Here is a 24669-nt window from a genome sequence, read left to right as displayed (position 1 = left end):
ACGGCGTAGAGCGGCGGAGTGACGGCGTCGATGGCGCACCCCGCCCGCTCACCGTGGCAAGACCAGTCAAGCGGCGAAGCGATCAGGATCTGCGGCCTTCCAGTCCACCGCCCAGGACTCCGGCGGCTCGATCAGCAACTGCCCCGGGTCCAGCCATTCATAGAGCTCCGCGTAGGAGCGGACCGTGACCGGATCCACGCGCCGTCGCAGCATGTGCGGGCGCAGCTCGGCCGGTCCGTTCACGCCCAGAGAGGCGATGATCTTCAGGGAGCTGTTCACCGTGGCGGACTGGAAGCGCTGGACCCGGACCGACTTGTCGTCGACGTGCAACGCGCGGGCGCGGCGCGGGTCTTGTGTGGCGACTCCGGCGGGGCAGGTGTTGGTGTGGCAGCTCTGCGCCTGGATGCAGCCGATCGCGAACATCATGGCGCGAGCCGCATTGGTGAAGTCGGCGCCCTGCACCATGCGCTTGACGATGTCGGCTCCGGTGGCCACCTTGCCGCTGGCGCCGATCCTGATCCGGTCCCGCAGGCCGGCGCCGACCAGAGCGTTGTGGACCGTGATGAGGCCCTCGGTGAGGGGGCTGCCCAGATGGTCGGCGAACTCCAGCGGGGCGGCTCCGGTGCCGCCCTCCGCTCCGTCGACGATGATGAAATCGGGCGCGGTGCCCTCTTCGATCATGGCCTTGCACACCGCCAGGAACTCGCGCCGGGAGCCCACACAGAGCTTGAAGCCGACCGGCTTGCCCCCGGACAGCTCGCGCATCTCGGCGATGAACCGGATCAGTTCCCGTGGGGTACTGAAAACCTCGTGGTACGGGGGCGAGATGACGGTCCGACCTTCGGGGACTTCGCGTACCCGGGCTATCTCGGCGGTGACCTTCTCCCCGGGCAGCACTCCTCCGATGCCGGGCTTGGCTCCCTGGGACAGCTTCAGGGACACGCACTTCACGCTGTCGTGAGCGGCCTTGTCGGCGAACCGCGCCCGGTCGAAACGGCCGTCCGCGGTGCGGCAGCCGAAGTATCCGGTGCCGATCTCCCACACCAGGTCGCCACCGTGACGCAGATGGTACTCCGACAGGCCGCCCTCACCGGTGTCGTGAGCGAATCCCCCGAGGGCGGCGCCCCGGTTCAGGGCGAGGATGGCATTGGCGGACAGCGAGCCGAAACTCATCGCCGAGACATTGAACAACGACATGTCGTAGGGCTTGGTGCAGTCCGGACCGCCGATGCGGATCCTCGGCTGCTCCGACGGCACCGGGCGTGGCCTCATCGACGACTCGAAGTACTCGTAGCCTTCGGCATAGACGTTCCGTTCGGTCCCGAACGGTTGCTCCGCCTCCAGGCCCTTGGCGCGCTGATAGACGAGACTGCGCACATCCCGGTCGTAGGGACGGCCGTCGTAATTGCGCTCGATGAAATACTGCTGCAACTCCGGCCGGATCGACTCCAGCATGAAGCGCACATGTCCCAGCACGGGGTAGTTGCGCAGTACCGAGTGGCGCTTTTGGAGGAGATCATAGGCACCCACACTCGCCAACGCCGTGCACAGCAAGGCGGCTATCCACCACCAGGGAGACACGGTCGACGCGAAGGCTCCGAATGTGACTGCCAGGGCTCCGATAAATGCGATCGCTGAAATTCTAATCACCTGTGAAACCTACTCCTGCTCCAGCCGATCAGCTCGGCGTGTGCGAATTTCGTCACGCCGGCCCGGCCTGGACCGAACCGCGGGCGTAACGCCCGGCCCATGCGGCCAGCATCGTCGCGACATAGCGGGCGTCGGCACGATCGGTGAGCAGATGGTCGGCACCGTCGATCGCTACGAAGGACTTGGGGTGCCGTGCCGCCTCGAGAATCTGCTGGGCGTTCTCCACACCCACCGTCTCGTCGATCGGCGAGTGCAGCACCAGGAGCGCGTGACGCAGCCGGCGGATGCGCTCGGCCTGAGGCTGCGCGGCGATGTCGTCGAGGAATTCCCGACGGATGTGGAACACGCGGCCTCCGAGACTCACCTCGGCCTCCCCGTGCCGCTCGATCTCGTCCCGCCTGCCACCGAAAGTGCGCACGACGTGCTCCGGGTCCGCCGGCGCAGCGATCGTGGCCACCGCCGCCGTCTCGGGTATCCGGTGTGCGGCGGCCAGCACGGCTGCACCGCCCAGCGAATGCCCGATGAGGATCGACGGAGCCGTGAAGTGCTCACGCAGGTGGTCGGCGGCACGCACGAGATCGTCCACATCGGAACTGAACGTACCGGCGGCGAAGTCACCCCCGGACTCGCCGATGCCGGCGAAGTCCACACTGAGGACCGCGATTCCGCGTTCGGCCAGCTCCCGGCAGATCCGAGCGGCTGCCAACCAGTCCTTGCCGCATGTGAAGCAGGGGGCGAATACGGCGTACGCCCAAGGCGTCCCCTCCGGCAGGTCCAGGCGTGCCACGAGCGGGACGCCCTGCGAGCCTACGAACTCGATTTTGCTACTGCGCCTGGACATCCCGGCCCTCCACGCCCCCGACCCCGATCTGGTTTCGTGTGCCACTTTTCTTCTGCAGACGACCGCCGAGTCAAGAGAACTCGAGCGATGTCAGCTCTCTGGGCAGAGTGGACCGGAAAGGAACTGAGAACATCGCGCAATCTAGCGATTCATGTGACTGCCAGGTCTCGGCTCAAGCCCACAATACGTACCTGCAGCATGGCTCCAGCTGGGCAGCAGTCAATCACTAGATCATGCGATGCACTACGCACCTTCCTGATCGAAACTGGCCGAGTTGGCAGTTTCTGCTCTCCGGAATCCAGGGAGTGATTGTTTTGCGTACCAAGAACAAGCTCGTACGGCGTATGGCGACCACCGCCGCCGCACTGGCATTCGCCGGAGGCACCCTCCTCGTCGCGGGGGGTTCCGCGAACGCGGCTGCTCTTCCGGCCGACGCGCGCGTCCCTGCCCGAGCGGGTGCGGTGGCCGAGACGGGAACCGTCGGTGGGCACCACGACGGACATCGCGGACACGTCTGGGACCGTTCCACGTACGACCGCTTCTACCCGTGGATCTGGGAGCAGCTGAAGACGTTCGGGTTGGCACGCCCGTAGTGGGTGACACCGGCACCGCCCGCGACCCGAGAGGTTCGGTGGGACGCCGCGGGAATATCCGGAACGACGTGTACGGCTGTGCCCATGTGTAATCCGGGAAACCTGCCGGTGTCGGAGGAAGTGCGCGAGGACGGACCGAAAGTGACCAAGGAACATACCGGCCGCCGCGACCTCACGCCGGACCGCCGCAGGAGGCACACCGTAGAGCTGCTCGCCACGTGCGCCGCCTGTCTCATACCGTGGACCGTGATACTGGGTCTGACGCTGCCGCCGTCCCACCGCGTGCACGAGTGGCGCCTGACCTGGGTCGGATTCGACGTGCTGCTCATCATGGCGTTGGCTTCCACGGCGTTCCTGGCCTGGCGCCGCAGCCGTTCGGTCATTCTGTACGCGCACGCCACAGCGGTCCTGCTGATCTGCGACACCTGGTTCGACATCTCGCTCGACGCCGGAACTGAGGACGTCTGGATGGCGGGGGGCCTTGCCCTGGTCACCGAACTGCCGCTCGCCGCCTTCCTCATCCATCGGGCACACTCCCTGATCGCCCTGCTGCCGTGGCCGCCCGCGCACACCGCCATCGGCGACACCGCCGGGAGCTCGACGGAACCGGTCCCGGAGGGGGAGGCCCTCCCCCCGGGCCTGCGGACGCGTGGATGACCGGAGGGGTTCCGGAGCGCAGATGCCTGGCAGTGGATCAGATGGTCGTGACCACTTGGGCGTATGTCAGGCGTGGGGAGCGCGGGAACCAGGCATTCTCGCCCGGCCTGCCGATGTTGACGACGGCGAGAACAGAATGCTCCCGGAACAGAAGGTCCTGGGCTACGGGGTCGAGTGCGAGTGACATGGTGAACCTCTTACGGTTGTACGGCTTTGGCATCTAGGTGATGCGGCGGACTGCGAAGCAGAGGAGCTGGGCACTCGCAGCGAGCAGATAGACAGCCGTCGTGGTCGTCCCGACGAGCCCTTCTCGAGCGCCTGGTAAGCGGCCCGGTCGCTCTCCGGGCTCAGCCGTCCGCTTGTGATCGGATCGCCGACGGCGCCGTGCCTGTGGCGCCGTCGCGACCAGCATCACCCGTGCGTCGGGCGCCGGCATCGCGCGTTCACGGGATCCTCGCCGCCGCGCCCCGCCGCCGCAGGCGTCGCTCAGTGTGCCCCGTCGGAGAGGCCGCCCCGTTCGATCGCCAGCCGGGTCAGCTCGACGCGTGTGTTGATGCCGAGCTTGGTGAAGATGTGCTTCATGTGCGTGTTGACGGTGTGCACGGACACGTACAGCCGGTCGGCGATGGCCCGGTTGGTCAGGCCCTCCACGACGAGCGGAATGAGCTTCCGCTCGGACTCGGTCAGGCTCTCCCATCCCGGTGCGCCGGTCGTGTGGTGCCGTGGGGCAGCTGTGCGCACGCCGAACTGTCTGAGGCGCCGCATGATCCGTTCGTGATCGCGCAGGGCTCCGGAAGCCGACGCCAGCTCACCCGCCTCTTCGAAGTACGGGATCGCCGACGTGGTGTCGCCCGACGCGGCCACGAGATCCCCGAGGTCCTCGCAGACCGCGGCCAGGGCCAGCCGCCTTCCGGTGCTCCGGTAACCGGTGACGGCGGACTCAAGTGCACCCCGGTCGTCGTGGAGCAGGCCGTCCACATGGGCACGGACGGTCCCGATGATCTGCTGGCTGTCGTCCTGTTCGGCGAGGGTGCGCAACGCGTCGGACACGGCCTGCGCGAGTGACCGGTCCTCGCCGCGGAGCGCCATGCGCGCGATCCCCGGCCAGTGGGACGGCGGCACCGCAAGCAGATGTGTCGGCTCGGCGTCCGTGAGGCTGCCGCCCAGCGCCGCTGCCGCTGCGGCGTCCCGGCCCTCCGAGCGGGCCAGGCAGGCGCGCGCGAGCGAGACCCACAGGCCGAACCTCTGGGTACTCGTGCCGGAACCGGCTTCGGCGGCACGGAGCTGCTCCCTGGCTTTGGCGAGGTCACCGCGTCTGATCTCCACCAACGCCAGCACAGAGAGGGCCTGGGGATTCAGCTGGGTGATCTCGAGTTCGTCGGCCACCATCAGACTGGACTCGGCCTCCACCGCCGCGTCGTCCAGCGCCCCCTGTTCGAACAGCGCGCAGGCACGGCTCGCATGCCAGTGGGGAAGTGACCAGCCCAGGCCCAGCGCCTCCGCTTCGCGCTGCCCCTCCCGCAGCACCCGCTCGGTGTCCGCGAGCCGGTCGGTGGCGGTCAGCACCGTGGCCAGCCACAGCGCGGGAATCCGCGGCGGCCGCAGGTGGAGTACGCCGGACTCCGTGCCGGCGCGTGCCGTGGCCTCCTCGGCGAGCTCGAGGGCGCGGGCGAGACGCCCACGGTAGAAGAACGTCTGCGACTGGAACACCATGGCGCTGACGACGACGGCCGGGTCCTCGCTGCGGTAGGAGGCCTCGACCAGTCCGACGTCGGTCTGCTCGGCAGCGGTGATGTCCCCGAGGTACACGTGGCCCGTCGCCTTGGTCTTGAGCAGTCGGACCCGCAGGTCGGCCGGCAGCCCGGGAAGGGCCAGGGCCTGCTGGAGATGCGTCATCGCGGCGGCGTCGTCCCCCGCGGCCTGGTGGATCTCGGCGGCCACCAGGCGCAGACGCGCCTCCTGGAGCGGCTCCAGCCGGTCCGACAGGGTGGCGTCGACCAGGTTGAGCGCCTGGTGCACCCGGCGGGTCCGGCCGAGGTACTCGGCGGCGTCGGTCAGCAGGGCGATGCGCCGCCGGTCGTGCAGGGGCAGCAGTCCGGCGATCTGCTGGGCCAGGTCCGCGGCCGCGTCAGGGGCCGACGAGGACAGTTCCCGCACCGCGGTGGTCAATGTGGTCACGGCGTCGTCGTCGACCGGTCCGCCCGACAGGACGACGTGCCAGGCCACCTCGGCCGATCGTGCCCCGATGCCACGCAGAATGTCGGCGGCCTCCCGGTGCAGAGCGGTCCGTACGGCCGGCGCCAGATTCTCGTGGACGGCCTGCCGCATGAGGTCGTGGCGGAACGCCAGTCGCGGCCCGTCGCCGGAGAGCAGACCGGCGTTCAGCGCCGCCTCGACGCCCGACAGCAGGCTGCCGGCCTGCCTGCCGAGCATGCGGGCGGCCGTACCGAGATCGAACTCCCGGCCGAGGACGGACCCGATCTGGAGCAGGCGCACGGCATCCTCCGGGAGCCGGTCCAGACGCGCGGCGACGCTCCGCCGGAAGCCGACGGGAATGCCGTCGTGCAGCAGGCTCGCCACGCCCGCCTCCACTTTGACGGCGTCCGCGTCGGCGAAGGCGCGCACCAGTTCGATCGCCAGGAACGGATTGCCCGCGACTCCCCCCAGAAGCCGGGCCAGCCCGGGTGACGGTCTGGCCCCGAGGACGTCGGCCGCGATGTGCTGCAGCTCCTGCTGCGGCAGGGGGCCGAGGGTCAGCCACCGGGCCCCGAGGCGTTCGAGGTCCTCCCTCACCCTGGCAACGGTCGGCCGCTCGGTCTCCGACCGTACCGCCAGCACCCACAGGATCCGCGAGGCCGCCAGTCTCCGGGGCAGGGTGCGCAGCACCAGGAGCGTGGCCGGATCCGCCCACTGCGCATCGTCCACCAGCACGGCCACCGGGGCGCGCTGGGCACGGTCCTCCAGGGCGTCCGTGATGCTGTCCAGCAGCCACAGCCGCTGGTCGTCGGTGGCCGCGGCCGCTCGTTCGGAACCGTCGGAGAGCTGCAGGGCGGACTGCAGGGCGGCTCCGGCGGCGTACTGGTCGAGTTCGTCGGCCCGTACGGACACCACGTCGAACCCGGACCGCCGTGCCAGATCGTCCAGCTCCGCGAGCAGCCGGCTCTTGCCGACACCGGGTGCGCCTTCCACGACGACGCAGGCGCCCCGTCCGCCACGCACCGCGTCCAGGGCCTCACGGAGTGCGGCCATCTCGCGGACCCGTCCCCTGAGGCGCAGCCCGTTCATGGCCTGGTTCCCCCGCCCACCGGGCCGGTCGCCCGCGGGGTCTGTGCTGCGCATGGGGCCCAGCATGCCGCACGGCCACATCCACCTCAACGCCGGTTTCCGTGTGCCCGGCGCTTTCACCCGGGTGATTGTCGGTTCCGCGCCGTCCGCTCACCCCGTCGCGACGCATGGTTCCGGGCATCCAGATCTGTTGCCCCCGAGAGGAACATGACGTGCGTACAGGCAAGGAATATCTGGCGGCGCTGAATGACGGCCGCACGGTGTGGGTGGGTGACGAGCTCGTCGACAACGTGGCCACGCACCCCAGGACGAGGGCGTACGCCCGGAGCATCGCCGACTTCTACGATCTGCACCACCGCCCGGACCTCGAGGACGTCATGACGTTCGTGGACGAGGACGGTGTCCGGCGGTCCATGACATGGTTCCAGCACCGCTCCAAGGACGATCTGCTGCGCAAGCGGCGCTACATGGAGACGGTGCAGCGGGAACTGGGCGGCGGTGCGATCCCGCGCACACCGGACGTCAACAACTACGTCCTGCTGACCTACGTCGACGACCCCGAGCCCTGGAGCAGCCAGTCCGTCGGGACCGACGGGCGGGACCTCACCGGGGGGATCCTCGACTTCTGGAACGTGATGCGGGACGGCGACCTCAACGCGACGCCGGCCTTCGTCGACCCGCAGGCGGACCGCTCGCGCGATTCCGCACAGGCCCAGTCCCCCGCGCTGCGGGTGGTCGCCACCTCGGACGAGGGCATCACCGTGCGGGGTGTGAAGGCGATCAGCACCGGCGCGGCCTTCGGGGACTGGATCCACATCGGCGTCTTCTACCGCCCCGGCATCGTGTCGGAGCAGATCATCTACGGGGCGGTGAAGCCCAACACCCCCGGGGTCACCATCATCTGCCGCGAGAGCAACGTCCGCGACGGCGAGGAGGTGGAGCACCCGCTCGCCTCGCAGGGTGACGAGTTGGACAGCATCATCGTGTTCGAGGACGTGCTCATCCCCTGGAACCGCGTCTTCCACATCGGCAACCCCGAGCACGCCTCGCTGTACCCGCAGCGCGTCTTCGACTGGCTGCACTACCACTCGCTGGTGCGTGCCATGGTGAAGGCCGAGCTCATGCTCGGTCTGGCCCTGCTGATCACCGAGCACATCGGCACCTACCAACTGCCCCCCGTCCAGGCCCGGATCGCCCGGTTCGCCGGCTTCCTCCAGACACTCAAGGCGCATGTGATCGCCTCGGAGGACGAAGGGTTCTTCACTCCCGGCGGCATCTACAAGCCGAACGTCCTGATGTTCGACTTCGGGCGGGCGTACTACATCGAGCACATCACCGACCTGACCCACGAGCTCATCGACCTGTCCGGTCGTGCCGCGCTCATCTATCCCACCGAGGGGCAGTGGGAGCGGCCCGAACTGCGGCCGTGGCTGGCGGCGCTGCAGACCGGACCGGTCGGCAGGCCGCACGACCGGCTGAAGATCAGCCGCGTGATCCGCGACATGTTCCTGTCCGACTGGGGCGACCGCATCAGCACCTTCGAGAACTTCAACGGCACACCCCTGCTGGCCATTCGAAGCCTCACGATGAAGCGTGCCGAGATGTCCCCGACCGGCAGCATGGCGGACCTCGCGCGCAAGGTCTGCGGCATCGAGAACGTGAGCAGCGACGGGGAGCAGGAGACCGCGTACCTGGCCCAGGCGGACTACGCCCGACGCCAGGACGCCTCTCGTCAGAAGGCCTCGTAGCAGGATGCCGGGGCCCGGGTCAGAGCATGCCGCACTCCCGGGCCCTGGCGACCGCTGCGCTCCGGTCGTGTGCGCCGAGTTTGCGGAAGATCGCCCGTACCTGTGTCTTGACGGTGTTGTGGGACACATAGAACTCGGCGGCGATCTCACGCAGTGTCAGCGGACCGCACAGGGCGCGGAGCACCCGGCGCTCCCCGAGCGACAGCTCCTGGGGGCCGGACACGACCAGCGGCACGACGGTGTCCTCGCCGACTCGCCCGAGCAGTTTCGTCAGTGCTCCTGGTGACTCGCACCGGGCCGCTGCCCGCTCGGCCGCCGCACGGGCCTCCCCTGCGGCGGCCGTGTTGTGCCGAGCAGTGGCAAGTCGTGCCCGTGTGACGTGGTACCAGGCGTGCATCTGGGGTTCGCTGCCGGTCCCGGACGAGTCCGCCAGCGCCGCTTCCGCATCGGCCAGGGTCCGTTCGGCCTCGTCGGCCCGTCCCTCATCGAGGAGCAGGCCGGCCCTGCCGATGTAGGCGGGCGCCGCGACGAAGTGCCGCTGCAGGCCGGCCGCCCCGGCCGCGTCCAGGGCTTCGTCGCTCAGCATGCGCGCCGGCCCATGGCGTCCGGCCAGCAGGGCGCACAGCGCCCGCAGGCCCAGCGCGCGGACGAGCGTCAGGCCGTGCCCGGCGGCATGCGCGTCACGGGTCGCCTCGCCGAGCAGCGCCTCGGCCTCCTCGTACCGCGAGGTCCACAGCAGAGCGGTACCGCGGGCCGTACAGGCCAGGGCACGCCAGGAAGTCAACGGGACGGTGCCGGCGTAGACGGTTTCGGCGAGTCGGTCACCGGTCAGGATCTCCCCCTGGAGCCAGCAGGCCACGGCCTGGGCGACGGCTGCCGCATCGGACACCGTGCTGCCCTCGCCGACCGTCTCCGCTCCCGGCTCCCTGAGCCGGACCACGTCCAGCCAGCGCCGGGCCGTTTCCGGAGCGCCCCTCGAGAGAGCCGCCATCGCCGCCACCACGCACAGTCTTGCGTCGGCGGCGACCGTGCGGGGCGGCAAGAGGTCAAGCCACCCCGCGACCTCCCGGCTGCGGCCTGCCGAGATCGCCTGTTCCCAGTCCTGGAGTATCGACGCGACGGCGGCGGCCTCGTCACCGCCCCGCACCCAGTGCCGTACGGCCGCGGTCGTCTCGCCATGCCGTGAGTACCACCGAGCCGCCGATCGGTGCAACGGTACGGCGGTCTCCGGCTCTTCGGATCCGAGGAGGTCGCAGAGCAGCGCGGACAGTGCGCGGTGACGCCGGTATGCCGAGGGATCTGCGGCGACGGGTACGAGCAGTTGGACGGTCCGTGCGAGCTCACGCAGCAGTACGCCCGCCCGGTCCCCGGCGAGGGCCCGGCACGGCCCGGCGCTCAGCTCGTCGAGCACACTGGTGCGGAGCAGGAACCGGCGCTGTTCGGTGGTGAGCCGGTGGAGCACTTCGGCGGCCAGGTATTCGGTGACCGCTCGCCTGCCACGGGCCAGGCCGGCCTTCGTATCGGCGTCGTCGCGGGCGAGGGTACGGCCCATGATGCACACTCCCGCCGCCCACCCCTCGGTGGCCTCGTACAGCGCGCTCGACGTGTCCGGGGCCGGAGCGGACCCGAGCAGATCGGTGAGCACGGCGTGCGCCTCCTCGGGGGTGAAGGCCAGGTCGTGCTGGTCGAGTTCCGCGACCGCGCCCCGAACGCGCAGCGTCGGTACGGGTCCACCCGGTACGTGACGGGTCGACAGAACGATGCGAAAGCCCTGTGGAAGCCTTGTCAGGAAGTCCGAGAGGCTGCGGACCGCGTCGACGTCCGTGATCGATTCCACTCCGTCGAGGATCAGCGCGAGCGGTCCCTGTCCGTCCAGTCCGGTCACGAGGCTCGGCAGGATCTCCTCGAGCCACGCGTCGAGTGTCCACTCGCCGCTTTGGGGGTGGTCGGGCAGTTCCGGTCGTACGTGCTGCAACGCCCGCAGGATGCCGGTCCAGAGCCGGCCCGGGGCGTTGTCGTACGCGTCCAGGCTGAGCCAGGCGCACGCGCCACGCGTTGCGAGACTTCGCGCCCACTCGGTCAGGAGCACCGTCTTTCCGGCACCGGCGGGCGCGGAGACCACCACCACGGGCTCGGTCGACGCGTCCAGCCGGCGCAGCAGCCGGGGGCGGGTCAGCAGGTGCGGGGGCTGGTCCGCAGGACGCAGCTTGAAGGTCGGCACGGAGCTGGTCATGGCACCTTCGGTGGAGTTCGTCGGGACGAGCTGAGCCCCCGGCGTCCGGCTCGCCTGCAGGAGCCGGACGCCGGGGGCCGTAGTGGACCGGGGCAGGGGTACGGCAGCCTCCGTCGGGCCGCTGTCACCGGCGCTAGCAGGGAGGCCTGAGCGTGCCGAAGTCTCCGCCGAAGTGGAGCAGCGGCCGGCCTTCCACCCGGTGTTCGAAGTGGCGGACGTCGCCCACGAAGATGGTGTGATCGCCGCCGGGCAGTGCCGCGGCGACGTCGCACACGACAGCCGCGATGGCGTCCTTCAGCACCGGCACGCCGTGGTCGTCGATGATCTCCACACCCGCGAACTTGTCCGGCTTGGAAACGGCGAAGTTTCGCGCGAGGTGCTCGCTGTCCTCGCCGAGGACGTTGACGGCGAAGCGACCGTGCTCCGCGATCGCGGTTCGCGTGTACAGCTGGTTGCCGATGCACACGAGCAGTTGGAGCGGTTCGAGGGACAGCGCGGAGACGGCGCTCGCCGTCATGCCGATGGCCGTGCTGCCCGAGCGTGTGGTGATCACGCTGACGCCTGTGGCGAGTCGGCTCATCGTGGCGCGGAAGCCGAAGACTTTGTCGAGGGTTTCACTCATCTGAGGACCTCCGTGAATGCGGGGCCGAACCCCGCGGTGTGATGGAGTGTTCGGCGTCGGCCGTCCTGGTGGATGACCGGCTCTCGTCGTGGTGGCGCCGTGGGGATCAGTCCGTGACGAGGGGTTCGAGGACGAAGGTGTGGCGCAGCAGGGTGTACGGGACCTCGGTCGTTCCGCGGTAGGGCCCGGAGTCGGCCGCGTACGTGTCGTAGCGCTCGATCAGCGACTGCCTGACGCCGAACACCGGATCGGTGTCCAGGTACGGGTCGTCCGAGGGGAAGAGCATGGTGGTCACGCGCTGGAACCCCGAAGCCTCGATCAGCAGGTGCACATGGGCGGGGCGCATGAGCGACCTGCTGGTCGCGCTCATGAGTTCGCCGACCGGGCCGTCACCGGGGATCGGGTAGCTGGACGGGCGAATGGAACGGAAGCCGAAGTGCCCTGTCCCGTCGGTGCGGAACAGCGCGCGCATGGCCGGCTCGTCCAGGCCGGGTACCTCGATGTCGTAGTGGCCGTCCGAGTCGCTGTGCCAGACGTCCACCGCCGCATCTGCGACCGGCGCTCCCTCGTGGTCCACGACCCGTCCCTCGAAGAACAGCGGGGTACCGGGCAGACCTCCGGAGATGTCGGCGGCGTCGGCCTGCTGCGGCCTGTCCTCCCTGAAGTACGGGCCCAGCACGCTGTTCTCCGTGGCCTGGCTGGAGCGTCGGTTGGTCAGGGCGTCGACCAGCATGGTGACGCCGAGCACGTCGGACAGCAGGATGAACTCCTGACGCGTCGGGGTGCACGTCTGCCCGGTGCGCGTCAGGAAGTCGATTCCCCGGGCCCATTCGTCCTGCGTCAGTTCGACGTCGCGGACGAAGTCGTGCAGGTGCCGCACCAGTGATTCCAGGATCTCGGCGACGCGGGAGTCCTTGGTGTTCCGCATGGTCGAGATCGCGGCCTCGGTGATGGTGTCGCTGGTCAGATCACGCATGACGCGCTCCCGTGGTGGTTGGGTGGTGGGTCGCGGACATGGTCCGGGGATGTCCGTCGCCGGGTGATGTGCACGGCTGCTGCCCTGCCCAGGCGCGGGCCAGGAGGGCGCGTACCGCCGTCCGTTCGACCGGTCGCGGGTTCCAGTAGCCGTCGCGCACGATGAGTTCGGCCGCCTGCTCGATGCCCGATTCCGGCATGCCGAGGTCCCGCAGTGCCCGGGGGGCGCCGAGCCTTCCCGCGAAGTCGAAGAGTCCGCCGGCGGCATCAACCGCCGACAGTGCCTTCGCGATGCGTGCCATGGCCTCGGGCGCCGCCGGTGCGTTGTAGGCGACCACGTGCGGCAGGACGACAGCGTGGGTTTCGGCGTGCGGAAGCCCGAACGTGCCGCCCAGCACATGGCACACCTTGTGATGCAGGGCCATGCCCACCGTGCCCAGGCACGTGCCGGCCAGCCATGCCCCGTGCAGGGCGTCGGCCCGCGCCTCGCGGTCGTCGGGACGTTGCGCGACGACCGGGAGGGAGCGGATGAGGGATTCGAGCGCTTCACCGGCCATCAGGAAGGCGAGCGGGTCCCGGTCCTGTGCGTAGAGGGCCTCCACGGCGTGCGCCATCGCGTTGATGCCGCTGACCACCGAGGCCGCCGCGGGAAACGTGAACGTCAGGTCGACGTCGTACACCACGGTCTTCGGCAGCACTTCCGGCAGTCGGCGGGTCGTCTTCCGGCGCCCTTCGGTCTCTCCGAGGATCGGCGTCATCTCCGAGCCGGCGTACGTGGTGGGCAGCGCCAGCTGTGGCAGCCCGGTCCGCAGGGCGATCGCCTTGCCGAGGCCGATCGTCGAGCCACCGCCGATGGCGAGGACCGAGTCCGCCCCCACGGTCCTGGCATACGCGACCGCGTTCTGCGTGACCTCGACGGGGGTGTGCGGAGCAGCTTCCGTGAAGGTTCCCACCGCCGCCGTACCCAGTACGTCGTGTACCTCCGCTGCCTGGCCCGCTTGACCGGGTGTGCACAGGATGAGAACCCGACGGCATCCGAGGGCATCAGCCTCTTCAGGGATACGGCTGCGCGTACCGCTGCCGAAGACCACCTTGGTGATCTGTCCCCGATGCACGAATGTCTTCATGAGTATTTCCCCAGTCCCGCCGTCTGCTTGGAAACAAAACTCTCGATGCTTGAATGACGGGGGTCAACGGAATCCGCGGGGGATAACGAGCGCCGGCGGTGAAATACCTTGTTCGTGGGACAGGCGCCGCGCGCGGGCCTCCGGCTCTCGACGGATATCACCCATCTACGGGATGCCGGGGGTGCCCAGGAACTGGGATGGTGGATCCGGAAGTCTGCCAAGCAGCATATGCCTGGAATCCGGGCGCTTTTCGTGCGCTTCCCGGGCCAGGTGCCGGCAGCCCGGCACGCACCTGATCCACGGCTGGTGATCGAGGTCACCCGGGACGACGGCGGCAGACGGGATGCACGCAGGGGCCATCGGTGTTCCAGGAGCGCATTGCCCACCCATTGACAGCCCTCCGACCCGGCGTCCGGGACAGCCCCGGGCCGGAGGGCGCGAGATCTTCTCGCAGGGCACTGAACGACCCAGAGCGATCGATCATCGATCAATGCACTAGCCGACAGGAGACAACGATGCTGACCGTGCTGTCGCCGATCTTCGCTCTCCTCGCAGCTGCAACCAACGCTCTGGGAACGGTGATGCAGCGCCGGGCCGCCATCCTCGTCCCGCAGTCCAACGCTCTGCGCATCGGCCTCATGTGGGACCTGCTGCGCACCCCGGTCTGGCTGCTCGGCATAGGCGGGGTCGTCCTCTCGGCGATGTTCCAGGGCGCCGCGCTGGCCACCGGTGCGTTGGCGATCGTGCAGCCGCTCTTCATGCTGGAGTTGCCGTTCGTGCTGCTGCTCGCAAGCGTCGTCTTCGGGCGCCCGTTGCCCAGGGCCGGCTGGCTGCCCGTAGCCGGAATCGCCGTCGGCCTTGGCCTGGCGCTGTTCGCGGCAGCGCCGACCGGTGGCACTCCCCGGGTCCCTGCGGCCCGGTGGACGGCGGTGGGAACCTGCTGCCTGCTCGCCGTGGCGGTGCTGTGCAGCGTCGCGGTCAAGCTGCCCAACGGCCCTGGCCGCGCCGCATGCCTGGGGTCGGCCGCTGCCGTCTCCTACTCCCTCACTGCCGCGCTCATGAAGTCCTCGACCGTCATCCTCAGCCGCCAGGGCATGAGTGCCTTCTTCGCCGCATGGCAGACCTATGCGTTCGCCGCTCTCGGCGTGTGCGCCCTGTTCCTGCTGGAGAACGCCATGCAGTCCGGACCACTGGTCGCCTCCCAGCCGGCCCTGACCCTCGGCGACACACTGGTGAGCCTGACTCTCGGTGTCACGCTCTACGGGGAAAGGCTCCGTGGTGGCTGGTGGCTGACCCTGCAGGTATTCGGGCTCGCGCTGGTGGCGTATGGGGTGACCCGCCTGTCACGTCAGCATCTCATTCCCGCAATGACGTGAAATACCGGTTCGGTGCAACAAAGGCCGGCGGCACAACCCTGCGATCGCAGCCAATATCGCCGATCTGCGGGATGGCCAAGTGAACCGTGACCTCGGACCGTGGAATCAGGTCTCCAAAATTCACGCGAGCATGTGAGGATCCGAAGCACATGGACAAATTGGTCAATACGGCCCTGGAGGCCGTGGCGGATGTGCCGGATGGCGCGTCGTTGGCCGTGGGTGGGTTCGGGTTGAGTGGCGTGCCGAACGTGCTGATCCAGGCACTGTACGAGCGGGGCGTCGGCGGGTTGTCGGTCGTCTCGAACAACTGCGGGGCCATGGATTCGGGCCTGGCGGTACTGCTCTCGGCGGGCCGGATCGGACGGGTGACGGGATCGTATGTCGGGGCGAACAAGGAATTCGCGCGGCAGTACCTGGCCGGGGAGCTGGAGGTGGAGCTGATCCCGCAGGGCACGCTCGCCGAACGGCTGCGCGCCGGGGGTGCCGGCATTCCCGCGTTCTACACCCCGGCCGGGGTGGGCACGCAGGTCGCCGAGGGCGGACTGCCCTGGCGCTACGACGGCTCCGGCGGGGTCACGCTGGCCTCGCCGGCCAAGGAGGTGCGGGACTTCGACGGCACCGAGTACGTGCTTGAGCACGGCATCCGCACCGATTTCGCGCTGGTGCGGGCCGCGAAGGGCGACCGGCACGGAAACCTGGTGTTCCGCAAGTCCGCCCGCAACTTCAACCCCCTCGCGGCCATGGCCGGCAAGGTCACGATCGCGGAGGTGGAGGAACTGGTCGAGCCCGGCGAGATCGAGCCGGACGCGGTGCATCTGCCCGGCATCTTCGTCCAGCGGGTGCTGGTCCTTACCCCGGAGCAGGCGGCCGACAAGAAGATCGAGCGGCGGACGGTGAGCAGCTGATGGCCTGGACCCGTGAGGAGATGGCTGCCCGCGCCGCGCGTGAGCTGTGCGACGGCCAGTACGTCAATCTCGGCATCGGCCTGCCCACGCTGATCCCGAACTACCTGCCGCCAGGGGTGGAGGTGATCCTGGAGTCGGAGAACGGCATCCTGGGCACCGGCCCCTACCCGGGTGAGGACGAGGTCGACCCGGATCTCATCAACGCCGGGAAGGAGACCGTCACGGTCCTGCCAGGTGCTTCCTTCTTCGACTCGGCGCTGTCATTCTCGATGATCCGCGGCGGCCACATCGACGTCGCGGTGCTGGGTGCCATGCAGGTCTCCGCGCAGGGAGACCTGGCGAACTGGGCGATCCCCGGAAAGATGATCACGGGGATCGGCGGCGCCATGGACCTGGTCCACGGTGCCCGCACGGTCATCGTCGTCATGACGCACACCGCCAAGGACGGCTCGCCGAAGATCCTCACCGAGTGCGCGCTGCCGCTGACCGGGAGGCGCTGCGTGAACCGGATCATCACCGACCTCGGTGTCCTCGACGTCACCGACGAGGGGCTTGTGCTGGTCGAGTGCGCGCCGGCCGTCGACGTCGAGGAGATCATCGCCAGGACCGACGCCAAGCTGACCGTCACGGAGGGCCTCCTATGAACCCCGTTTACATCGTCGACGCCGTGCGCACGCCGATCGGACGCTACAACGGCGGCCTGGCCTCCGTACGCCCCGACGACCTGGCCGCCCAGGTCGTCCGCGAACTCCTCGCCCGCATACCCCAGTTGGATCCCAAGCGCATCGAGGACGTGTACTTCGGCAACGCCAACGGCGCCGGCGAGGAGAACCGCAACGTCGCCCGCATGGCGGCGCTGCTCGCCGGCCTGCCCACGAGCGTGCCCGGGGCGACGGTCAACCGGTTGTGCGCCTCCGGACTCGAAGCCGTGATCCAGGCCGCCCGCGCCATCGCCGTCGGCGACGCCTCCATCGCCATCGCCGGCGGCGTCGAGTCCATGACCCGCGCCCCCTACGTGCTGCCCAAGAACGACAGGCCGTTCCCGGCGGCCCACGCCGAGCTGTGCTCCACCACGCTGGGCTGGCGGATGGTGAACCCGGCGATGAACCCGCAATGGACCATCCCTCTGGGGGAGTCGGCCGAGCTGATCGCCGAAAAGCACGGGATCAGCCGAGAGCAGCAGGACGGTTTCGCCCTGCACAGCCACCAGAAGGCCGCCGCCGCCCAGGAAGAGGGCCTGTTCGAAGCCGAGTTGGCGGCCGTCCCCGTCCCGCAGCGCAAGGGGGACCCCCAGCTGTTCGCGGCCGACGAGTGCGTACGCCCCGACGTCTCCCTCGCCGCGATGGCGAAGCTGAAGCCGGCCTTCCGCACCAAAGACGGCACAGTGACGGCTGGTAACGCCTCCCCGCTCAACGACGGAGCCGCCGCCCTGCTGCTGGCCGACGAGGAGGGCGTGAACGCCATCGGCCGCGAGCCGCTGGCCCGCGTCTGTGCGACCGGAGTGTCCGCGATCGACCCCGACTACTTCGGCCTCGCCCCCGTCGAAGCCGTGCACCGGGCCCTGGCCAAAGCCGGCCGGACCTTCGCCGACCTCGACGTACTGGAGCTGAACGAGGCCTTCGCCGCCCAGGTCCTCGGCTGCCTCGCCGAGTGGCCCGAGTTCGACACGGCGATCCTCAACCCGCAGGGCGGCGCGATCGCGCTCGGCCACCCCCTCGGCGCCTCCGGCGCCCGCCTGGCCGGCACCGTCGCCCACCAGCTCGCCCGCCGCGGCACCGGCACCGGCGTGGCCACCCTCTGCATCGGCGTGGGCCAGGGACTCGCCCTCGTCCTCGAACGCTGACACGCACGGGACGAGCAGACCGTCGTGGGGAACAGCGTCCGGGACCGGGATCGGCAGCGGCTTCCGCGCGGGGTCGGCAGGTGCGGACGTACGGTACTGGTATGTGCGCCATGCGGGAAGGCGGCACGGCGCAGCCCGAGGGGCCCCGCCCCCCTTCGCCGCCCGCCGGGTCCCTGCGCCGTGCCGAGCTGGACCGGCTGCTGGAGCTCGCCGTGCGCGACACGGGCGTACACGCGGGAGCGGTCTTCCTGCTGGCGTCCGACGGGCAGACCCTGCGGCTGGAGGTGACCGCAGGGATGCCGGCGGAGTATCTCGCGCCCTGGTTCGGGGTCCCGCTGTCGAGCCGCTTTCCCGTGACCGATGCGGTGCGCGAGCGGCGGCTCGTCTGGCTCGGCGACCCGGAGGAGCTCGCCCGTCGCTACCCGCGCACGGCGATCGCCCTGCCCTACCACCATGCGGTGGCCGCGGCGCCGCTCCTCACCGGCACGACGGTCTGGGGCGCACTGCTGCTGTTCTGGCCCGGCGCCGGCTCCACCCGTGCCGACGGCCCGAGCCCTGAACGGGTCCGTGCCGCCGGTCGGCGTCTGGGACGGTTCCTGCGCGACGCCGCCGGCACTGGCCATGCCCTCGGTCCGGGACCCACACCCCGCACCCTGGTGCAGTCGCCCGCTCGCAAGCGGGGGCCGGCCGAGGCGCTCGCCGCGGCCGACCTCGTCGAGCGGCTGCCCTGGGGCAGTTGCTCCCTCGACCTCGAGGGCAGGTTCACCTACGTCAGCGCCACCGCCGCCGCCCTGCTGGGCGCGAGCAGCCCCGACGATCTGATCGGCACGCGTCCCTGGCAGTCCTTGCCCGGGCACACCGACCCGGCCTTCGAGGACCACTTCCGCGCCACCGTGGTCAGCCGGAAGCCCGGCTATTACACCGCCATGCACCCACCGGACCAGTGGCTCGCGTTCGAGCTCTACCCCGACGACTCGGGGGTGAGCGTCCGCATATCGCCGACCGGTCCGGGCGGAGACTCGCAGCCGGCGCCCACCGGGACGGAAACGTTCCAGGGCGAGCCGATCCGCCTCGGCGAGGTCTACCGGGTACTGCACCTGGCCGCCGCCCTCTCCGAAACCGTGGGCGTCTCGGACGTGGTCGATCTGGTCACCGAGGAGATGCTGCCGGCGTTCGGAGCCCGGACCGTCGCCCTGCTCGCAGCCGAGGACGGCAGAATGCGGGTCATCGGCCGCAGCGGCTACAACCCCTCGCTGCTCGAACACTTCGACGGCATGCCGCTGACCCACCCGGCACCCGCGGTCCGGGTCCTCGCCACGGGCGTGCCCAGCTTCTTCGCCTCCTTCGACGAGCTGTCCCGGGCCTACCCGCCCGCCCCGCACCAGAAGGGTCTGCATGCCTGGGTGTTTCTGCCGCTGATCGCCTCCGGGCGTCCGGTGGGCTCGTGCGTGTTCGCCTTCGACCGGCCCCACCCCTTTCCCGACCAGCAGCGGGTCGTCTTCATCGCGCTCGCGGGACTGATCGCGCAGGCGCTGGAACGGGCGCGCCTGTACGACACCAGCAACGAACTCGCCAAGACCCTGCAGGCGGCCCTGCTCCCCGACTCGCTGCCCGACCTTCCCGGACTGGATGTGGCGGCCCGCTATCTGCCCAGCGTCCGCGGCATGGACATCGGCGGCGACTTCTACGACCTCGTCCGGGTCGACGACAGCACCGCCGCCGCGGTCATCGGAGACGTCCAGGGCCACAACGTCAACGCCGCCGCGCTCATGGGCCGGGTGCGCCCCGCCATCCGCTCGCACGCCGCCTCCGGGGCCACGCCGTCACAGGCCCTCGCACAGGCCAACCGCCAACTGGTCGCCATGGACCCGGGCCGCTTCGTCAGTTGCCTCTACGCCCATCTCGACCTCGCACACAGCCGAGCCGTCCTCGCCACCGCCGGCCATCCCCCGCCCGTTCTGCGTCGCCCGGACGGCCACGCCGAGGTCCTTCCGCTCCGACCCGGCGTGCTGCTCGGCATCGACCCCGACGCGGACTATCCCGCCACCGAGATCCCGCTGACCCCCGGCACCGTCCTCGCCCTGTACACCGACGGCCTCGTCGAGACTCCCGGGGTCGACATGGACGACGCCATGTCAGGGCTCGCCACCCAGCTCGCCCGCGCCTCGGCCCAGCCCATGGACCGGCTCGCCACGACCCTGATCGACCATGCACGGCAGACCGCGCCCCGGACGGACGACATCGCCCTGCTGCTCATCGGGCTTGCCACCACCGGATAGCGCGCGCCCCCGGCTGAGCTTGCACGGCAGGCACTGCGGCCGCACGGCATGCCTTGACAGCGCAGGGACCGAGGACAACGATGGGAACCATGGAAACTAATTCGGTTTCTTCGGTTTCCCCCAGTGACGAGCGGCGTGCGGACGTGATCGTGGAGGCGGCCGGCCGGCTGTTCTTCGGGTCGGGTTTCGCGCGGGTGAGCATGGACGATCTCGCTCGTGAGCTCGGGATGAGCAAGAAGACGATCTACCGCCATTTCCCGGACAAGCGCAGCCTGCTGGCCGCGGTGCTGGACCGCCAGTTCGCCGCGGTGGAGCGCACGCTGATGGCGGCGACCGAGGACGCAGCAGGGCAGCCGTTCGCTGTACGGGTGCAGCGGTTCCTGATCGCGGCGGGCAGTGAGCTCGGACGGATCGGCGCGCCTCAGCTCGCGACCGGGCGGGGCGACGCGATGCTGCGCCAGTACGTGGAGCAGCGTGTGGACGCGGTGGTCTACCAGCGGCTCGACGAGCTGTTCCGGGAGGGACACCAGCAGGGCTTGCTGCCGGCGCCGCCCGAGCTGCTGAGTGAGATCACCCGCGGCGCGTTGGAGCGGCTGCTCATGTCGGAGTTGCCGCGCGATCTGGACTGGACCGCGGCCGATCTGCTGCGGGCGACCGTCGACACCGTGCTGTACGGGGCGATCCGCCCGACAGGCCAGGGCATCGACGACGAACAACCCCGGGCGGTCATCCCGACGGCCCGCGACGACGAGCAGGAGGTGGGCCGATGACCGGGACAACCGGCCGGGTGGCATTGGTGACGGGGGCCAGCAGCGGAATCGGCGCGGCCACGGCGCGACTTCTGGCCGCGCGAGGAATGCGCGTGGTGGTCAACTACCTCCGCAACACCAAGGCGGCCGAGGAGGTCGTGGCCGACATCGAGGCCGCAGGCGGCCAGGCCATGGCCGTGCAGGCCGACGTGCGCGAGGAGGCGGCCGTCGAGAGCATGGTCGGACAGGTCCAGGCGGCTTGGGGCGGCATCGACGTGCTCGTGCACAACGCGCTCATCCCGTATGCGGTCAAGCCGTTCCAGGACATGACGTGGGAAGAACTGGGCGGCAAGATCGACGCCGAGATGCATGCGGCGTTCGCGGTCACCAAAGCCGTACTGCCCACGATGACCGAACGAGGGTGGGGACGCCTCATCTACATCGGCACCGGACTCAGCCGCCTGCCTCGGGCGGGCATGATCGCGCTGGGCGTTTCCAAGGCCGCACTCGAGCAGTTCGCCCGGTATCTCGCCCAGGAACTCGGCCCGCAGGGCATCACGGTCAACGTCGTCTCGCCCGGCCCGGTCGAGTCCCGCACCGCCGATGCCGTGCTCGACGACGCGACGAGGCAGCGGCAGGTGGCCGCCACCCCCTTGGGACGCCTGGCTCACCCGGCCGACGTCGCCCAAGCGGTCGCCTTCTACGCCGCCGAGGACAACTCCTTCATGACCGGCACCACGGCCGCGGTCAACGGCGGCTTGGCCATGTACTGACACCCCGCTGACCTCCGCACACGCGGCCGAAGCCTTAAACAATCAAGGAAAGACGTTCATGCACACGATCGACCTGGCCTACGTCGGACGGGGCCTGCACGAAGAACTCGCCGCCTACATCGCCGACCAGCAGGACTACTACGCCGAGGAGGGTGTCCACGTCGCACTGCGCGACGGCTGCACCTGGGACGTGGAACGGCTGCGCCGCTGCGCCACCATCGGGCTCGGCCGGGCACTGCTGTCACGACTGACGGACGGCACCCCGTGGGTCGCACTCAGTGTCAACACCCAACGCCCGCTGTTCTGGTTCCTCGCCCGCCCCGGCCTGACCTCCCTGGCCGACCTGGCCGGGCGGCGGCTGGCCGTCCACGCCCCGCACACCCCGCCCGGCGCATTCGCCCGGATCGTGCTGCGAAAGGCCGGCCTCGACCCGGACCGCGACGTGAAGACCATCGTCCGCTCGCCCGGCGACTACGGCATGGACCTGCGCCGGCTCAACGACGGCAGCATCGACGCCGCCTACGTCGGCAGCACCATGGCACCGGAGGCGGTGGCCGCCGAGCACGGCTGGAACGTGCTGGCCTGGGTCGGCGACCACTTCCAGATTCCCACCGTGGGCGTGGCGGTCGACCCCACCTACATCGCGCCCGACGACCCCGCGGTCCAGGCCGTCGTACGAGCCCACCGGCGCGCCCTTCAGGTGATCCACGACGACCCCGACACCACGGTGCGCCACATGCAGACATTCCTCGGCGGACAGACCGCGGAAGAAGCCCGAGCCCACTACGACACGTTCATCGCGCCGTACTTCACCACGGACGGCCAGGCCGACCTCGCTGTCGGCGACCAGGCGATCACCGCGGTCGCCGCCGAACTCGGCGTTCCCGCCGGCGTCACCGCGGCCGAGTTCTTCCACACTGCGGCCACCACAGCCTAGGCATCAGGACCTGTGGAGCGACGTCGGCGGCGCCTATACGGCAGTTATGGCACGTGATCCTATCCATCGGAGCTCTCCCGGCGCCTTGGCGTTGTCGGTGCGACGTGGTCGAAGGCGTCGCACCACAAGGGATGTGGTCGCTCAACTCGTAGTCGGATGACGGTCCGACCGCGTCCCGCACCGACACCTCCGAATGCGCCGAGCCCGCCTCGGAAGTGCCCACGCCGGTCGTGCGGAAAGTGGCCCGGAACGCACCAGGTGTCACAGCCAGCTGCCGTAGCAACGCTCTGCGAAGCGACTCGGGTGAGCCGCACCCGGTGCGCCGGGCTACCACAGCCATGAGCGCCACCGCGGACTACCACGACGCGCTGCACACGACCGGCGCACCCTGGTGGTCGAAAGCGGCCTGACGTTGGCCGGGTGTCGGCTCCGCGCCGCCCGCGCTTCAACGGCGGAACCCATCAGAGAGGTGCGGTCGAGGCTCATGCAGTCCTGAACGCCGGCCCTGCGCGGTTTCGGTGCCGGCGGACAGACGGCCGCCACGGGTATCGAGGGTGTGCGTCCGGCGTGTGATTCACCACGGCTACGTGGCTGGTCAGCCGGCTCCTCACCCGCTTTGTCGGCCGATCACAGATCGAGGACGACACTTCGCCCAGGCGCATGCCGACCCGGTAGCAGGTGACGCGGGGCTGGGAGACTTCGAATTCCGCTTCGCCGATGCGGTACCGGTCACCGATGCACACTTCGTTGTCGGCCAGGCCGTCGACCGTGAAGTTCTCCCCGAAGATCCCGAAGGTCAGGTCGTCGCGTCCGAGCTGTTTTTGCCAGTACTGGTAGGACTGCAGCTGGTAGACGAGGACGGCTCGCATTTCGCCGCCGTGCCCGGCCAGATCTCCTTGACCGTCTCCGTCGACGTTCAGCCGCCGGACCATGCGGGAGCCCTGGACAGGGGCCTTCCAGGCTCCAGTTGCACGGTCCTTCCCTGCCAGGGCACATCCTTGGGCAGTCCTACGTTGACGGACCACAGCGTCGCCATGGTGGACCTCCTGCGCGGCGGTAGCCGGGGCAGCCCCCTCATGAGGCTGTGCCTCGCCGAGAAGCGCGCTCAGTCGCACATAGGTCCCATCGTATGCGTGCCTTCTGACAGCAGGCCGTCCGAAGGCGGATGTGTCACTACGGACGTGATCACCTCCGCTGGGACCCGCCTCGGCGCCGATGTGCGGGTCGATGATGTCCGGGAGCCATGCGACGTCCTGCTGATCCCGGGGGTCCGGAAGGGGAAACGCTGCTCAAGGACGTCGCAGTCGATCTCGCCCGCTGTAGGCCACGGGCTGGATTCGCCGCACAAGCCGCGAGCCCAGGTGCCGTCCGCCGACCACAGCCGTGGGCGTGGAAAACGAGCAGATCAAGTGACGTCACACGATCGGCCGGACGGCTCCTGGGTGTCCAGTCCCGGACCGAGGTGCTGGCGCATCAGCACCTGCGCGGTCGTCTCGGCGGCGGCGAACCTGGAGCGTCCTGCGTCGGTCAGGGTGGCCTCGACCGTCCTGCGGTCTCCGGCACGACGACGGCGATCTATCAGTCCGGCCGCCTGCAGACCCCTGAGGAGGTAGGACATCCGGTCCCCGGACTCCTGGAGGAACGCCGCCAGCTCGGCAACGGGCACAGATCCGCTCGCGGCCTCGGCGAGCGTGCCGAGAATGAGGTAGTCATGGATCGACAGACCGTGCCGCACCCGCAACTCACCGTGCACCAGGCCCAAGGTCCGCAGGACCCCTGGAACCTCCCACCGCGTGGTGTCCGACAAATCGTAGTCGATCATGTTTCTTCCCAGGGGTCGGTTCTCCGGCCACAAGCCCGCGGCCGTAGCATCACAACCAGATTCCCTACGACGTCGGTCCCGGACCGGACGGACACGAAGCCCTCGGATCAGGACGGCGTCACCCGCCCGCACTCCGAATGTGCGACGAGGGCAGGCAGCAGGCCGTCACCCGTCCGATGTCCTGATGTGAGGCCGTCGTGGCGCGCCCGGCCATCCGTCTCCGCACTCCCGGCGTCCTAGCGTCGTCACTGCGA

The 24669-nt window shown here is 69.6% G+C and carries 19 protein-coding genes and 2 pseudogenes; 11 read left to right on the top strand and 10 right to left on the bottom strand.

What is annotated here, in order from left to right; genetic code table 11:
* Positions 1–66 precede the first annotated feature (66 nt).
* Positions 67–1641, bottom strand: a complete 1575-nt coding sequence (locus tag ACFYZB_RS23500; protein WP_388762083.1) for an FMN-binding glutamate synthase family protein — start codon at positions 1639–1641, stop codon at positions 67–69.
* Positions 1642–1702: 61 nt separating this feature from the next.
* A complete protein-coding gene (locus ACFYZB_RS23495; RefSeq protein ID WP_388761822.1) occupies positions 1703–2491 on the bottom strand; it encodes an alpha/beta hydrolase family protein in 789 nt (262 codons plus the stop codon).
* A 314-nt stretch (positions 2492–2805) separates the two neighbouring features.
* Between ACFYZB_RS23495 and ACFYZB_RS23490 the strand changes: the two genes are divergently transcribed.
* The gene (locus ACFYZB_RS23490; protein ID WP_388761819.1) at positions 2806–3084 is read left to right on the top strand and encodes a hypothetical protein; all 279 of its coding nucleotides are present in this window, start codon (positions 2806–2808) and stop codon (positions 3082–3084) included.
* A 141-nt stretch (positions 3085–3225) separates the two neighbouring features.
* Entirely contained in the window at positions 3226–3741 is a 516-nt protein-coding gene (locus tag ACFYZB_RS23485; protein WP_388761817.1) for a hypothetical protein, read from the top strand.
* A gap of 37 nt (positions 3742–3778) precedes the next feature.
* On the opposite strand, the pseudogene ACFYZB_RS23480 reads toward ACFYZB_RS23485, so the two are convergent.
* Positions 3779–3874 (bottom strand): annotated as a pseudogene (locus ACFYZB_RS23480) (nitroreductase family protein); the annotation flags it as partial.
* Positions 3875–4227: 353 nt separating this feature from the next.
* The gene (locus tag ACFYZB_RS23475) at positions 4228–7080 is read right to left on the bottom strand and encodes an AAA family ATPase (protein ID WP_388761814.1); all 2853 of its coding nucleotides are present in this window, start codon (positions 7078–7080) and stop codon (positions 4228–4230) included.
* 158 nt (positions 7081–7238) lie between these two features.
* On the opposite strand from ACFYZB_RS23475, the gene ACFYZB_RS23470 reads away from it, so the two are divergent.
* Positions 7239–8774, top strand: coding sequence for a 4-hydroxyphenylacetate 3-hydroxylase family protein (locus ACFYZB_RS23470; RefSeq protein WP_388761811.1), 1536 nt, complete (start codon positions 7239–7241; stop codon positions 8772–8774).
* 19 nt (positions 8775–8793) lie between these two features.
* On the opposite strand, the gene ACFYZB_RS23465 is transcribed toward ACFYZB_RS23470, so the two are convergent.
* The 4 genes from ACFYZB_RS23465 to ACFYZB_RS23450 form a co-directional block, all read right to left on the bottom strand.
* The gene (locus ACFYZB_RS23465) at positions 8794–11007 is read right to left on the bottom strand and encodes an AAA family ATPase (RefSeq protein WP_388761808.1); all 2214 of its coding nucleotides are present in this window, start codon (positions 11005–11007) and stop codon (positions 8794–8796) included.
* Between the two features lie 133 nt (positions 11008–11140).
* Positions 11141–11629, bottom strand: a complete 489-nt coding sequence (locus ACFYZB_RS23460) for a flavin reductase family protein (protein ID WP_388761806.1) — start codon at positions 11627–11629, stop codon at positions 11141–11143.
* A gap of 106 nt (positions 11630–11735) precedes the next feature.
* Complete coding sequence (locus tag ACFYZB_RS23455) at positions 11736–12605, bottom strand: dioxygenase (RefSeq protein WP_388761803.1); 870 nt, start codon at positions 12603–12605, stop codon at positions 11736–11738.
* Positions 12598–13731, bottom strand: a complete 1134-nt coding sequence (locus tag ACFYZB_RS23450; protein ID WP_388761800.1) for a maleylacetate reductase — start codon at positions 13729–13731, stop codon at positions 12598–12600. Before ACFYZB_RS23450 ends, ACFYZB_RS23455 begins: the two co-directional genes overlap by 8 nt.
* A 515-nt stretch (positions 13732–14246) precedes the next feature.
* Here ACFYZB_RS23450 and ACFYZB_RS23445 point away from each other — a divergent pair.
* The 8 genes from ACFYZB_RS23445 (at position 14247) to ACFYZB_RS23410 (ending at position 22593) form a co-directional block, all read left to right on the top strand.
* A complete protein-coding gene (locus ACFYZB_RS23445) occupies positions 14247–15107 on the top strand; it encodes a DMT family transporter (protein WP_388761797.1) in 861 nt (286 codons plus the stop codon).
* 149 nt (positions 15108–15256) lie between these two features.
* Complete coding sequence (locus tag ACFYZB_RS23440) at positions 15257–16012, top strand: CoA transferase subunit A (RefSeq protein WP_388761794.1); 756 nt, start codon at positions 15257–15259, stop codon at positions 16010–16012.
* Positions 16012–16656 (top strand): CoA transferase subunit B, encoded by a 645-nt coding sequence (locus ACFYZB_RS23435; protein WP_388761791.1) that lies wholly within the window; start codon positions 16012–16014, stop codon positions 16654–16656. Before ACFYZB_RS23440 ends, ACFYZB_RS23435 begins: the two co-directional genes overlap by 1 nt.
* Positions 16653–17855 carry a thiolase family protein gene (locus ACFYZB_RS23430; RefSeq protein ID WP_388761788.1) on the top strand — a complete coding sequence of 401 codons (1203 nt, stop codon included), beginning with the start codon at positions 16653–16655 and terminating at the stop codon, positions 17853–17855. Before ACFYZB_RS23435 ends, ACFYZB_RS23430 begins: the two co-directional genes overlap by 4 nt.
* Before the next feature lie 101 nt (positions 17856–17956).
* Positions 17957–20134 carry a SpoIIE family protein phosphatase gene (locus tag ACFYZB_RS23425; protein WP_388761785.1) on the top strand — a complete coding sequence of 726 codons (2178 nt, stop codon included), beginning with the start codon at positions 17957–17959 and terminating at the stop codon, positions 20132–20134.
* An 80-nt stretch (positions 20135–20214) separates the two neighbouring features.
* Positions 20215–20904, top strand: coding sequence for a TetR/AcrR family transcriptional regulator (locus ACFYZB_RS23420; protein WP_388761782.1), 690 nt, complete (start codon positions 20215–20217; stop codon positions 20902–20904).
* Positions 20901–21656, top strand: a complete 756-nt coding sequence (locus ACFYZB_RS23415) for an SDR family oxidoreductase (protein ID WP_351207782.1) — start codon at positions 20901–20903, stop codon at positions 21654–21656. Before ACFYZB_RS23420 ends, ACFYZB_RS23415 begins: the two co-directional genes overlap by 4 nt.
* A gap of 58 nt (positions 21657–21714) precedes the next feature.
* Entirely contained in the window at positions 21715–22593 is an 879-nt protein-coding gene (locus tag ACFYZB_RS23410) for an ABC transporter substrate-binding protein (RefSeq protein ID WP_388761779.1), read from the top strand.
* 647 nt (positions 22594–23240) lie between these two features.
* Here the strand turns inward: ACFYZB_RS23410 and ACFYZB_RS23405 are convergent.
* Together ACFYZB_RS23405 and ACFYZB_RS23400 are read right to left on the bottom strand one after the other, a co-directional pair.
* Positions 23241–23629 (bottom strand): annotated as a pseudogene (locus ACFYZB_RS23405) (MOSC domain-containing protein); the annotation flags it as partial.
* 369 nt (positions 23630–23998) lie between these two features.
* Entirely contained in the window at positions 23999–24415 is a 417-nt protein-coding gene (locus tag ACFYZB_RS23400) for a MarR family transcriptional regulator (RefSeq protein WP_388761775.1), read from the bottom strand.
* Positions 24416–24669: the final 254 nt, after the last annotated feature.

This window comes from Streptomyces sp. NPDC001852 (genome assembly GCF_042891825.1).
GTDB lineage: Bacteria > Actinomycetota > Actinomycetes > Streptomycetales > Streptomycetaceae > Streptomyces.
The sequence above is the reverse complement of the archived record's forward strand: the minus strand, read 5'-3'. Positions and strand labels throughout refer to the sequence as shown.